Source organism: Archaeoglobus sp. UBA230, from assembly GCA_002507545.1.
GTDB lineage: Archaea > Halobacteriota > Archaeoglobi > Archaeoglobales > Archaeoglobaceae > Archaeoglobus.
In genome coordinates this window covers 119294-131486 of the sequence record DAVR01000003.1, presented here as the reverse complement: position 1 = coordinate 131486, position 12193 = coordinate 119294, and the positions used below count along the sequence as shown (strand labels likewise).

Below are 12193 nucleotides of genomic sequence, written 5' to 3'. Positions count from 1 at the left end.
CATTCCACCATGTGGAGGTTGGGATTATCTACAGCGGAGAATTCGGAAGAAGATTTGTCTGCAACCTCTCTTCCCCTTATCTCTGTCCAACCTTCGGTGCATGTGGAATAGACGGTTGTGATTACTGCAAGAAGTATGATTTTAGTTCAAGCATTGTTTACGTTCAAGAGCTACCAGAACCTCCTCAGATTGGTCTATACGTTGAAGAGCCTGAAAATTACGTTGAGAAGTTTACCTGTGAAATTCTCGTTGCGATAAACGTCCATCCTGACATTCTCGTTTCTCTGCCAGAGGTGGGAGATATTGAAGCTCTGATTGTCCCTGCGTGCAACCAGAACTGGTGTTTGCCCGGATTGAGGAAGCAGCTTGGTGAGAAATGCGAAGAATTAGGGATTGAGTTTGCTTCTCCCAAACCCTTTTGCTCTCTGAAACCTTCAGGCAGCTCCCTGATCTCAAAGTTCTGCGAGGATTTCTCAATGGGCAAACCGGAGTTTTCCGTTTTAGTGGACGGAAAGACCATACGAAGGGCAGAGGTGGTAAGAAGCGATCCATGCGGTTCTGCTTACTATGTGGCGAAGAGTATGAGTGGCTACGTTATTGATAGTGTTGGCGAGTTCTGGAAAGAAATTCATCAGCATCAGTGTGCCTATCCATGTATGGCAAGTATGGACAGAGATGTCGAGCTTGGAGAAGCACCTTTCCATCTTGCGGGATACATAATGGTCTACCAGTTCAGCACCGCTGCGGGAATTGAGGCGAACGAGTTCGTTCCTGAGCATTTCAAGAACATTGTTTGCGTTTGAATTTGGGCACACGTTACATGAGTATGTCTGGTTTATGAAATCACCCAACATCGAAGTAAGGGCAGGCGTTTTGGCAAACGTATAGAAAACGAGACGCCATTGCTTATGAATGATGCCCAAAGAAGTGCCGATTGCAATTAAACATCCACCGCCAAGCCACCCGAAATCACTTCATTCTCCCCGAAAAACTCTGTAAATATTTGTAAATTAAAGTGTTTGTTTAAAAATTAAACTAAAAAACTGTAAAGCCTTCTCCTCAGCTTCAATGCAACGTTAACTAAGCTTATCAGCACTGGCACCTCTATGAGCGGCCGTGAATGATACTGCAGCAGTCTTCGAATAGTCCACGCCTAACCTGTAGGCGATGAAGAACGTAGTGAACCACATTATCAGGAAGTAGAGAGTCAGTGGGACAGCAACTCTGATCACTTGGAATGGCAGTTCAACAATATATTCACCCTTGAGAGAGAACATTACCACAATCGTGAAAAGCAGAGCTGCTGGAGTGAGCAGGCTGATTTTTGGCGCCAGATCACTCTCGAGCCAATCCTTACCCTTTACCTTGAAGCTCCCATACCTCGTCACAACTCCTGCTATAAATGGAATGCCGAGGTAAATGAAGACGGTTTTTGCTGCCTCAACAATACTGACGTTCGCATCAATTCCCCCAACCAAACCGAGTCTGTTCAGTGTAAGGGTTATGAAGATGTAGGGTGTAAACTGCATAAAACAAAATCTGGAAGATCGCGTTGAAGGCAACGAGTCCAACAGCAAGTTCTCTGTCACCCTCAGCAAGCTCGTTCCAGACTATCACCATGGCGATGCATCTCGCAAGTCCGACAAGAATTACGCCGATTATGAACTCTGGCATATCCCTAAGCAAAGCTATAGCAAGAAGGAACATCAATATCGGCCCGACGATCCAGTTCTGAGTAAGAGAGAACGCCAACAGCTTGAGATTTCGGAAGACCTTCCCCATCTCCTCATACTTTACCTTTGCAAGCGGAGGATACATCATCAAGATGAGCCCTACGGCGATGGGAATCGAGGTTGTGCCGATGCTCAGCGAGCTGATGATGTTTGCGATGTTAGGATAAGCGTAGCCCAATACAACGCCACAGAGTATAGCGAGGAATATCCAGAGAGTCAGGTATTTCTCGATTACCGATAGCTTCTTTTTGTGCTCCTCTGAAATCTCCTCAACTCCTTCAACGACCTTCAAGAAAACACCTCTCTCAGCATCGGTGATATTATTCTGCTCACCTCCCTATCCAGTATCTCCGCCTTTACGAGGATGAAGCAGCATATCTCTCCATCTTCGTCACATCCTGTTATGATAGCAAGCCTATCTCCCGTCTTAAGCTTCGCCTTCTCCCTCAACTCCTTTGGCAGTAGAATCTGCCCCTTACTGTCAATGGTCAGAATTGCCTCAATTTTCGTAGCTTTACAACTTTTCATAATTTTAGGAATTTTCGAAGTTTTTAAAAGTTTCCCCGAACGTTATACTCTCAAGCGAATGTACAGCCCGGATAAGTGCGAAAAGGCTTATTAAATAGTTTTAATTCTAAATCTGCTTTTTTCCATAATGGTTCCTCAGAGCTTTGACAGCCACGTCATAAAACCCGACCTTCCCGAAGGTTTTTAGAAGCTTCCAGTTTTTTCTCAAGAAAGCAAAGAAGTTTGCAGCCATGTAGTGCAGACTCATGAAGTCAAAGTATCGTTTCTCATACTCGTAAAGACGGGAATTGTTGATGCACGAACTCAGGATTCTTGCAGAAATTACAGCTTTCGACATGCCTTCTCCCCCACCCTTATCTACAAGGCCCGCAGCGTCGCCAACAAGGGCAACAGGAACCTTGAACTTCCTGAGCAAAGGTTTGTTGAGGTAGCAACCTACCGGTGATGCTGTAAACCCTTTAGCCCTCATTCCTTGAGATTCCATAAACCTACCGAGAAGCTCCCGCATTCTCACATGTGGGCTCTTGGAAAAGAACCCGACGCCGGCCTTGCAACCCCCATACTTCATCGGGAAAATCCAGAAGTATCCGTCAAATCTCTCTTTGAAAAAGACATGAACTGAATCAAAATCATTGCTGGCGAAGGCCTGAATGGCAAAGCCGTAGGGCTTCTTACCACCAAACTCTCTGCACCACTGTGAGGGATAGCCCGAAGCATCTATTATTAAATCAAACTGCTCTGCAGCATCTCTAATTTTCATCTTCTTACCTGTAATTATCTCTGCTCCCATCTTTTCGGCAATTTCAGCCATTTTCTGTTCCATTTCCGGCCTGCTGACGATTTGCAGGGCGTCCCCCTTTGCAACAAAGTTGTCAACAACACGGAAATTTTCTCCAAGCAGGTTCATATGAACTTCTTTGACCTTTCTACCTTTAACATAAGGCTCAACACCGCTGAAGTTAATCCATCCTTCAGCACACTTCAATGGGAGACCGATTTCCCTGTGTTCCTCGTAAATTGCTACATCATGTCTTTCAGCAAGATTGACGCCACATTCCAGCCCTGCAACACTGCCACCAATTACACAAATTTTCACATTAAATGATACTCAATAGATATATTAATTTTTTCGTGCTGCCTCACCGCAAGCTTTCCCTTAGAGAATTCATAATGACAGCGTGATAAATACATGATCGAGAGGTGTCTGCTTGCCTATGCATTACTTCTTACAATGCAGGTTGTTTCTGCACCACTTATGCCCGAACGACAATCGCTCAGCCGTATTATGCAGCTTAAGCTTCGCCCGATTATTCAACCACGTTGAGGACGGAAGTTTATCAGGGGGTGGTTCACGAATAATTCCTGTGAAGTTTTTGAGAGATCAAATGAATGGCAAAAATTTTATTCCCATAACTTAGCCTTCTCTCGGATGCCAGTAATCACGCTTTACTGGGATGAACTGGAAAGACTTGTTGGTGCTGACCGAGACACGATTCTCTCCCGTCTACCGATGCTCGGATGCGATATCGAGAGGGTTGAGGACGACCATATTGACGTCGAATTTTTCCCAAATCGTCCTGATTTGTATAGTGTTGAGGGGGTTGCGAGAGCTTTGAGAGGATTTCTGGGGATTGAAAAAGGCATCAAAACCTATTTTGCCGATAAAGGAGAATGGAAAATAACGGTTGAAGAAAGTGTGCTTGCTGTAAGGCCAAGGATCGTTGGGTGTGTTGTTAAGGGCATTGAGATGAGTGATGAGGTTATAAGAAGCCTCATGGAGGTTCAGGAAGACTTGCACTGGACGATAGGAAGAAACAGAAGGAAGATGGCTATTGGAGTACACGATCTGAGCAAGGTTTACTTCCCTCTCCGGTATAAAGCTGTGGATGCCAGCTTTTCCTTCGTCCCTCTCGACTTTGACAGAGGGATGACAGTTGCAGAAATTTTGAAGGAGCATCCCAAGGGCAAAGCCTATTCCTTCATTCTGGAGGGAAAAGATAGATATCCGATGATTGTTGATTCAAAGAATGAGGTCATTTCTTTCCCTCCAATAATAAACGCCGAGAAAACAAGAGTAACTGAGAAAACGACTGATCTGTTCATAGACGTCACAGGCTTTGATGAGAATGTTGATAGAGCAATTGCCATTCTTGCCTGCATGCTTGCGGACAGAGGAGGAAGAATTGAGAGGGTTGAGGTTGTGTATCCTGATCATGTCGAATTTACACCCAATCTTGATACTAAAACGATGGAAATAGAGGTTGAGGAGGTAAGCTCTCTTCTTGGCTTCGATCTCACGCACGAAGAGATAAAGGATGCCCTTGAGAGGATGCGTTTTTCATGTGATATTCTCGACTCAAAGGTCAGAGTAGGAATTCCACCCTACAGGGCAGACATAATGCACGAATGGGATGTAATTGAGGATGTTGCAATCGGTTATGGGTATGATAATATAGTGCCTGAAATACCGAAGACGCTGACCTTTGGCCAAACCCATCCGTGGAATGAAGTTAGGGGTATGGTGAAGGAGGTAATGGCTGGCCTTGGCTTCCTTGAGGTGATAACCTTCACACTCACCAACGAGAATGTGATGTACAGAAAGATGAGGAGAAAGGGCAGAGCATGGGACGATTACGTTCCGGTCATGCACCCTTTAACAACAGAACACACAATCCTAAGAACCCACCTCTTACCAAAGCTTCTGGAGCTTCTGTCCTACAACAAACACCACGAGATGCCCCAGAAGGTTTTTGAGGTTGGAGATGTCGTCGTGAACTCAGAGAACAGGTTACATCTGGCTGCTTGCGTGACACACTCAAAAGCTAATTTCTCCGAGATAAGGAGTTACGTTCAGGCGGTGATGAGAGAGTTTGATCTCTCATGGAGTGTTGAAGAGCCTGAAGACGACGCATTCATTGATGGAAGAAGGGGAGAAATAGTGGTGGATGGTAAAAGAGTTGGAGTTTTTGGAGAAATTCATCCTGAGGTTCTCGAAAGCTTCGAACTCACGATGCCAGTTGTGGCGTTTGAAGTTGATCTCAGCGAAATTTTCGACACGGGTTATCTGCTATGAAGTATCTGATTTTAATTCCAGACGGAATGGCTGATTGGAGGGTTGAGAGGCTTGGAAACAGAACTCCTCTTGAGGTTGCGGAAACCGAAAACATGGACTTTATAGCGAGGGAAGGAGCGTGTGGCATTGCCAAGACTGTTCCAAATGGTTTTGAGCCGGGGAGCGATGTTGCAAACCTGACAATTCTCGGTGTTGATGTTAGAAAGCACTACACGGGCAGGGGGCCAATAGAGGCTTTAGCGAGAGGAGTTAGTGGAGAGATTGTCTTTCGCTGCAACCTCGTGAGAGTAGATGATGGCGTGATGGTGGACTACTCTGCTGGCAGGATTAGCGATGAGGAAGCGAGGAAGGTTATAGAGGTGCTTAACACGGAAAAACCCCACGAATTCGTCGAGTTCCATGCAGGAAAAAGCTACAGAAATCTCCTTATTTTTAACAAGCGGTTTGAAGACAAGGTCAGAACTTACCCACCCCACGACATACAGGGTAGAAAGATCGAGCCTTACATGCCCTCGGATGGAGAGTTGGCGGATATCTTGAGAAAGCTGATGGACTGGTCGGCAGAGGTTGTGCCGGGGGTTACAGAGAAGGCAAACATGATCTGGCCATGGGGAGGAGGCAAGATGCCACAGTTCCCCGACTTCAGGCGAAGGTATGGTATTAGGGCGGCAATGATCACCGAAGTTGACCTGCTTGAAGGTATAGCGAAGGGTATGGGCATGGACGTTGTTGAGGTTGAAGGTGTTACAGGATACATTGATACTAACTATAGGAAATTGGTTAGAGAATGCATTAAAGCTCTAAAGGAATACGATCTCGTTCTTCTTCACACGGAAGGTATTGATGAGGTCAGCCACGAAGGGGATGCGGAGCTTAAAGTTGAGGCCATAGAAATGTATGACGAGAAGATCGTGGGCAAAATTCTCGACAGAATCGAACTCGACGAAGTGAAAATCCTCCTACTTCCTGACCACCCTACACCGGTAAAAGTGAGAACGCACGTCGCTGAACCTGTGCCTTTCGCCGTCTATGGAGTGAGAAAAGATGACGTTAAAGTTTACAGCGAGAGAAGCTGTGCAAAAGGAAGATTTGGAAGAATCAACGGACTTGAACTCATGAATCTTCTGACAGCTAAAAATTAATTATTTGGGGCTTTGAAAAAATTAAAAAATTCATCCTTCAGCCAGAGACCTGTATAACCATGCAGCAACTACTGCTCCAACTATCGGACCGATGATGTAAATCGGGAAGTACTGCCAGAGGTTTATCCCCATCAGCGAGTCGCCCAAATATGGTCCAAAAGTTCTTGCCGGGTTAAGTGAAGAGCCTGTTATGTTGCCAATAGTTATAATTATTCCTCCGACTGTCAGACCTATCACAAGTCCCGCGAACCCCGGAGGAGCGCGCTCATCAACGGCAACGCCCATTATGACCAGCATCAGCAGGAAGGTTCCTATCGCTTCAGCCAATATTGCCTGACCATAACTTATTCCCGGAAATGGTGCTGTAGCCCCCAAACCTCCTACTGTTGCAGCAGCAGGACCAACGCAGGCAAGGAACAGCAGGCTTCCCAAACTTGCACCGATCAGCTGAGCAACTATATACGGTACTACATCCTTTGATGGAAACTTGCCGATACTCCACAGGGCAATTGTGACTGCCGGATTTATGTGTGCGCCACTGAGCCTTCCAAAAGAGTAGATGACGGCTGAAATAGCTAATGCAAAGGCGAGACCGATTGCCAGCCAGTCTCCAAGACCACCAAGTGCACCGATACCGATGTTAAACTCGTTAGGTTTTTCTGCCCCATTTGCAATCATAAGTGTAATCACTGCTGCACCAGGGCCAAAGAAGACAAGAATGAATGTTCCAACAACTTCCGCTGTAAAGCGCTTGGCAAGGGACATTTTTTCACCCTTTCTCGTATGCCTCGTGGCAGATCACGCAGAGAATTCTTGGTATAGTCTTTTTGAGCTTCTTTGCGGGGAACGGATAGTCTCCCTTCCAAACCTCAATTTCCTCCTTCACAAGATGTTCCATGCAAACTCCCATACCACAGACAATGCAAATGGCGACAGCATCAGTGTCCTTTCCCTGCTCCTTGCAGATATAACACTTCACAATAATCACCTCTCAAAAAATTAAAAAAGTGGAAATTAAACTGCCTCTCTCCACTGGCAGTATGCGTGTCTGAAGTCAACAAGGGCTGCAGTTGCGCAGTCCTTACAGACCCTTGCTGGGGAAGCTGGCCTCTCCTTGTGCAGTGCGATTATGTTCGTCATCATTGTTGCTGTTACGGGCTCGCTTGTCAGCAGACACGGGTAGTCTGCAAGCCTCATCAGAGCCGAAAATCTGACGCTTATTGCACATCCTGGATACGCATAGCGCTGCGGGTTCATCAACACCTCGTTTTCATGTATTGGGTCGAGATTAACCTCAAACTTTCCGACCTTTGGCACGAGCTTGTCTGAGAGTCCATTTCTGTCTCTCCTCGCCTTGTCAATGTATTTCCATCCCCTGTAAATCATGTCCATGAAGTCGTGGTTATGCAACTCTGCTGCTCCACCTCTCGTTGGGTAGAGCTGGACATAGTTGTGGAACCTCTTCGTCAGCAGGTCAACAATCATCGGAGCGTTGAATCCGTCAAGCTCCAAGATGTACTCCACAGCAACAGCTCCAGAACCGGTTGCAACGCTCAATGGCTGGTATTCGTTTTCAAATTTGTCCAGATTTGCGTTCAGTGTTGTATCCATAACTGCACTTGTTGCCTCTATCACTGCCATCACAACGTCGTCTTTACACATGTTGAAGGTTGATTGAGCGATGTGGTGGGCTGCATCTCCAACACAGTAGGCAGGTACTGTAACAATGTTTCCGTAATGCACACCATCGTCCATGGCTTCCTTAACTGCCGCCTTCATCCTGTTCTTGTATTCCGACATGTATTTTCTTACATCAAAGCTCTGGTGGCCATGCTCATCCATCAACTTTGCCTGTGCCTCGGTCGGCTGGTCATACACGAGCTTGATCATCTCAATCTCCTTCTTTATCGCATCGCTGAGCGTCGCACCCTTTTCAATTTCATTTGCAAAAACCTCGCCGAAGCCGTAGGATGTGTTCATTCCCCAAGATTTCGACGCGAGAATTGCCTGCGCATGTTCTTTGGGTATCTCGACTGTCTGCAGTATTCTGTTGACGATGTTGCTTGTGCTTCCCGGAATGAGGGCAAAGTCAACCACACATGTAGGCCCATAGAAACCGCCATATCTTCTAACTACTTCAAGACCAATCAGGGCTTCTGCCCTCTCAATCCCCTCTATAAACTTATCCACACTCTTCTTGAAGCCATCATCCTCCTCGTACAAAATTTCCATAATTGCTGGAGTCTGATAGTGCTCCACAAAGGGGTCGTCTTCAGGTCTTACAGTCTTTGTGAGATTTCTCAGAATCTCATAATGCGCGTTGACTGAATCAACATGGAGTCGTATCACAGCTTTACTTTGATTTCCTACAGCTTTCATTTGATTTACGGCATCTACATAGGGTTTTACATCGTCTATAACAAAATCCTTGCCCCTCTTCTCCTTAACTACGTTAACGTCTGCCCATTGGGCAGCCATAGCTTCTCTAACCATTTTTTCTACTACTTCCTCTGTCATACCTTGAATTAGTCACAACCAACCATTACAATTTTGGCGGACATGTAAGGGTTTAAAAATAGTATATGGGTCGAAATATTGGTGGACATGTCTGACAGATGGTTGTAATTATACTATCATATTGGGATGGTATTTTCGATTTCCCTCTCTTTCATGTATCTTTCAACGAGCTTTGCTACCGCCAACTTGAGATGTTTATGTGCGGTGCTTTTTGCAACCCCAAGAGCCATGGCAATATCACCAATCGTAACTTCTTTCTTCTCCGAAAAGTATCCCATTTCCCACGCAACCTTTATCGCCCTCTTCTGCGCGTCAGTGAGAGTGGGTTTCTTCTTACCAATATTTTTGATCTCCAGCAAGGTCCAGTCTCCGACAGAATTCAAATTGGAATATGCCTGCGGAAGGTAGGCTGTGCTGGGAACTATTATCTCGTAGATTTTGCATCCATTCTCTATGTGGATAGGGGGTTTGATGAAGCAGTATGAGTTCTCGAAGGCCTTAATTCCCGTAGTGTCGCTCACCACAGCTATAAAGCTCGCTCCAATAGGGGTTTTTTCAAGGATTTGGATAAACTTGGTGTTTGGATGTCTTTCAACTTCTTTAATATACTCTGTAACGTCTTCACCCTCTGATGTACGGACGAGAAAAAGGGCATCCTCGTCGTTGAGCAAAATATAGGATATTATTTCCGCTTTAACCGACTTTTTTCTCGTAACTGCTGCCAGAGAGCAGCGTGACTGATTGACTCTAACGCGGAGGAGATACATAATGTGTTTTATCTCTGCATCTTAATATACTTTTTCAAGAAAAATAATAATTTTACCAGTATATTATATACACTCAAAATTTTTACTTCAGGTAAGGTTTAAATAACGCATAAATTGGGTTGAAGCATGGCAAGATTTCCAGAGGCTGAAGCAAGATTGTTCAACGTCAAAATATGCATGAAATGCAACGCAAGAAATCCGATGAAGGCAAAAGTGTGCAGGAAGTGTGGGTATAAGGGATTGAGGCCGAAGTCAAAGGAAAGGAAGGGCAGATAACTAATTTTTTGTAGATTTGTTCAATTCATTGTTCAGGTAGTTGGATATCGTATCTCTTTCCCGTGAAAATATCTCTTTAATCCTACTGTTAGCACTTTTAAGCTCATTTTCAACTCTTCTTAAAATCTCAAAAGCCACCTTCTCAAGCAGACCTCTTTTCCTCAGCACAACCACAACATTTACGCTACCGTTTCTGATATCCTCTTCGGCATCCTCGAAGTCCTCTCTGAGAAGCTGCGCAATCTGGTCGAATGATAAGAGGTTGAAAGAGCAAGATGTTGTTAAAATTTACACGACGCAGGAAATTTTCCAAATACTTGAAGCCTGAATTGTCTACACTCTTTTCCAGTTCGTAATCTCATCTTTTTTTGGTATATTCCTGATTTCCCTTAGACCTCTCCAAGCTTGGAGATTGTTGGAGAAGTCAGTTCGTAACTCTTTCCACACCGAGTCTATCAAAATCCCCATCAAACGAATATATCTCTCCTACACTATTGTTTGTCATTATTACATATGCTATTGCATCGCTCAGTCCAACCTCCCTTTCCTTGGCGACTTTCAAAGCTTTTAGACAATCTTTTTTCGTAACGTCAAATACCTTTACATTTCCAGCCAATAAAAGAAATTCCTCAACTTTCATAGCCTCACTTAGTGGTAAATAGCTCTCCAGTAGGTTTGCTATCTCGGCTACTTGAACGATTGTTATGCCGACCTTTTCACCATCACTGATCCTCTTCACAATCTTTTTAGCAGACTCTTTTATCTTTGTTTCATGAGGTTTCAGCTCTCTTTTTGGCTTTATGAACGCGTGAACAAAAACGCTCGCATCAACGAATCTCAAGTAATTCCCTCCTCACAGATTTCCAGTTTGATATATCCGATTTTACATCTACCTCAATTTTGTCGAAAAACTCTGTAAGGTCTGCCAGCTCGTACGGCTTTATGATGATAGCGTCCTCTTCTACTCTTAGAATGACTTTTCCTTTTTTAGCATACCTTTCTCTCCAATTTTTTGGTAATACCAATCTACCCTGTTTATCCAATTCTTTGATAATTTCCATATTGGATGTCATGGTTAGATATTTGAAGTGGGAATTATTTAATTGTTACTACTCGTATTTTATGCCAGCTGAAAGAGGCAAGAGAACATCTACGCAATGCAGCGAATTGAAACTTAAATTTTTAGTCCTCAACTTTTCTGAGAAACCTGCTCATATTCTTCCAGTGCCCGCCCATCCAGTAAAGTTTTCTGCATTTCTCGCAATACCATAACTCGAAATCAAGCATGTCCTCGGATAGCCCTTCTCTGCGGATAACCTCCAAGGCTTCATCTCTGCTCGGCTTGCGGAGTTCCGAGTTGCACACACTACATCTGTCCATCACGAGTCTGAATTTTACACCTATCCTCGTTAGCTCTCTCATCTGCCCCGCCACATCGTTTGATTCTATCAAAAAAACATCCCTACCCTGCTTGACGCATTTTCGATAGAGGGTTCTATCCTTCGTTAGCAAAATTCTGTCTTTGAGATTTTTCAGCATGAATTCATCCTCATCTCCTTCAACATTCAGATCAGCTATGCTTACAGTGTCGTAGCCAGAGATTCTGAGCCATGTGGTTAATTTTCCGAGCATCCTGTCCGTAAGAAACTTCATCTCCACCAGACCGGGTTCTTTCTAACCATCAGCGCTTGATATATCTCTTTTGCAATCTCTGTTTTCAATTCAACCTTCTCTGCGAGTTTTAGGGCATAAGTTGCCTGATCCGCATACTCAACAGCCTGGAAGGCAAGTTCGAGCTTATCTGCATCGTCTACATAGTCCTCAACCTCAGAAAAGTCCGGCTCGAACTCCATCCAAGATAGCTGGTCTTCTTTGGCTTTCTTCTCGTTGGCAATCACGTATCTCTGTGCTATCTTGTGCAAATCCATGGTTCTCGACTCGTGCAGGTCGTGGAAGAGCGCTGCCGTTGCAGCCTTACATGCCACCTCCAAGCCTTCACCATTTTTCAAAGCAAGAATGAAAGCTATTAACGCCGTTCTGAAACTGTGCTCCGCGACACTCTCAGGCAACTTTATTCCGAGCTTCAACCATCCAGACCTTGGAACAAGTTTGAGCGATCCAGCCTCGTGGATAAACCTGACAATATCTTCCATACCA

Annotated in this window: 15 protein-coding genes and 1 pseudogene; 4 read left to right on the top strand and 12 right to left on the bottom strand. The window is 44.8% G+C overall.

Going from position 1 to position 12193, the window contains the following annotated elements; genetic code table 11:
• The first annotated feature begins 11 nt into the window (after positions 1-11).
• Entirely contained in the window at positions 12-803 is a 792-nt protein-coding gene (locus BP688_RS00865) for a DUF166 domain-containing protein (protein ID WP_290623767.1), read from the top strand.
• Positions 804-1030: 227 nt separating this feature from the next.
• Here the strand turns inward: BP688_RS00865 and arsB are convergent.
• From arsB to BP688_RS00845, 3 genes and pseudogenes are all read right to left on the bottom strand, one after another.
• Positions 1031-1998 (bottom strand): annotated as a pseudogene (arsB, locus tag BP688_RS13505) (ACR3 family arsenite efflux transporter).
• Between the two features lie 23 nt (positions 1999-2021).
• Positions 2022-2261, bottom strand: a complete 240-nt coding sequence (gene hgcC, locus BP688_RS00850; RefSeq protein ID WP_290623763.1) for an HgcAB-associated protein HgcC — start codon at positions 2259-2261, stop codon at positions 2022-2024.
• Between the two features lie 106 nt (positions 2262-2367).
• On the bottom strand, positions 2368-3357 hold the full coding sequence (locus tag BP688_RS00845; RefSeq protein ID WP_290597974.1) for an NAD(P)/FAD-dependent oxidoreductase: 990 nt from the start codon (positions 3355-3357) through the stop codon (positions 2368-2370).
• Positions 3358-3690: 333 nt separating this feature from the next.
• Here BP688_RS00845 and pheT point away from each other — a divergent pair, with 333 nt between their 5' ends.
• Complete coding sequence (gene pheT, locus BP688_RS00840) at positions 3691-5334, top strand: phenylalanine--tRNA ligase subunit beta (protein WP_290623760.1); 1644 nt, start codon at positions 3691-3693, stop codon at positions 5332-5334.
• Positions 5331-6476 carry a cofactor-independent phosphoglycerate mutase gene (locus BP688_RS00835; protein WP_290597972.1) on the top strand — a complete coding sequence of 382 codons (1146 nt, stop codon included), beginning with the start codon at positions 5331-5333 and terminating at the stop codon, positions 6474-6476. The genes pheT and BP688_RS00835 overlap by 4 nt, the downstream gene beginning before the upstream one ends.
• A 30-nt stretch (positions 6477-6506) precedes the next feature.
• Here the strand turns inward: BP688_RS00835 and BP688_RS00830 are convergent, their stop codons facing one another.
• From BP688_RS00830 to BP688_RS00815, 4 genes are all read right to left on the bottom strand, one after another.
• Positions 6507-7241 carry an MIP/aquaporin family protein gene (locus BP688_RS00830; RefSeq protein ID WP_290597971.1) on the bottom strand — a complete coding sequence of 245 codons (735 nt, stop codon included), beginning with the start codon at positions 7239-7241 and terminating at the stop codon, positions 6507-6509.
• A gap of 4 nt (positions 7242-7245) precedes the next feature.
• Positions 7246-7455 carry a DUF2180 family protein gene (locus tag BP688_RS00825; protein WP_290597970.1) on the bottom strand — a complete coding sequence of 70 codons (210 nt, stop codon included), beginning with the start codon at positions 7453-7455 and terminating at the stop codon, positions 7246-7248.
• Between the two features lie 35 nt (positions 7456-7490).
• Positions 7491-8993 carry a DUF2193 domain-containing protein gene (locus BP688_RS00820; RefSeq protein ID WP_290597969.1) on the bottom strand — a complete coding sequence of 501 codons (1503 nt, stop codon included), beginning with the start codon at positions 8991-8993 and terminating at the stop codon, positions 7491-7493.
• Positions 8994-9109: 116 nt separating this feature from the next.
• Positions 9110-9760 (bottom strand): helix-turn-helix domain-containing protein, encoded by a 651-nt coding sequence (locus BP688_RS00815; RefSeq protein WP_290597968.1) that lies wholly within the window; start codon positions 9758-9760, stop codon positions 9110-9112.
• Between the two features lie 126 nt (positions 9761-9886).
• Between BP688_RS00815 and BP688_RS00810 the strand changes: the two genes are divergently transcribed.
• Positions 9887-10036: a 50S ribosomal protein L40e gene (locus tag BP688_RS00810; RefSeq protein ID WP_290597967.1), complete on the top strand. Its 150-nt coding sequence runs from the start codon at positions 9887-9889 to the stop codon at positions 10034-10036.
• On the opposite strand, the gene BP688_RS00805 is transcribed toward BP688_RS00810, so the two are convergent.
• From BP688_RS00805 to BP688_RS00785, 5 genes are all read right to left on the bottom strand, one after another.
• A complete protein-coding gene (locus BP688_RS00805) occupies positions 10037-10204 on the bottom strand; it encodes a hypothetical protein (protein ID WP_290597966.1) in 168 nt (55 codons plus the stop codon).
• A 256-nt stretch (positions 10205-10460) separates the two neighbouring features.
• Complete coding sequence (locus BP688_RS00800) at positions 10461-10877, bottom strand: type II toxin-antitoxin system VapC family toxin (RefSeq protein ID WP_290623758.1); 417 nt, start codon at positions 10875-10877, stop codon at positions 10461-10463.
• Entirely contained in the window at positions 10864-11109 is a 246-nt protein-coding gene (locus BP688_RS00795) for an AbrB/MazE/SpoVT family DNA-binding domain-containing protein (RefSeq protein ID WP_290597964.1), read from the bottom strand. Before BP688_RS00795 ends, BP688_RS00800 begins: the two co-directional genes overlap by 14 nt.
• 109 nt (positions 11110-11218) lie before the next feature.
• Positions 11219-11689: a Mut7-C RNAse domain-containing protein gene (locus BP688_RS00790; protein ID WP_290597963.1), complete on the bottom strand. Its 471-nt coding sequence runs from the start codon at positions 11687-11689 to the stop codon at positions 11219-11221.
• A complete protein-coding gene (locus tag BP688_RS00785; protein WP_290597962.1) occupies positions 11686-12189 on the bottom strand; it encodes an HD family hydrolase in 504 nt (167 codons plus the stop codon). The genes BP688_RS00790 and BP688_RS00785 overlap by 4 nt, the downstream gene beginning before the upstream one ends.
• Between the last annotated feature and the right edge of the window lie 4 nt (positions 12190-12193).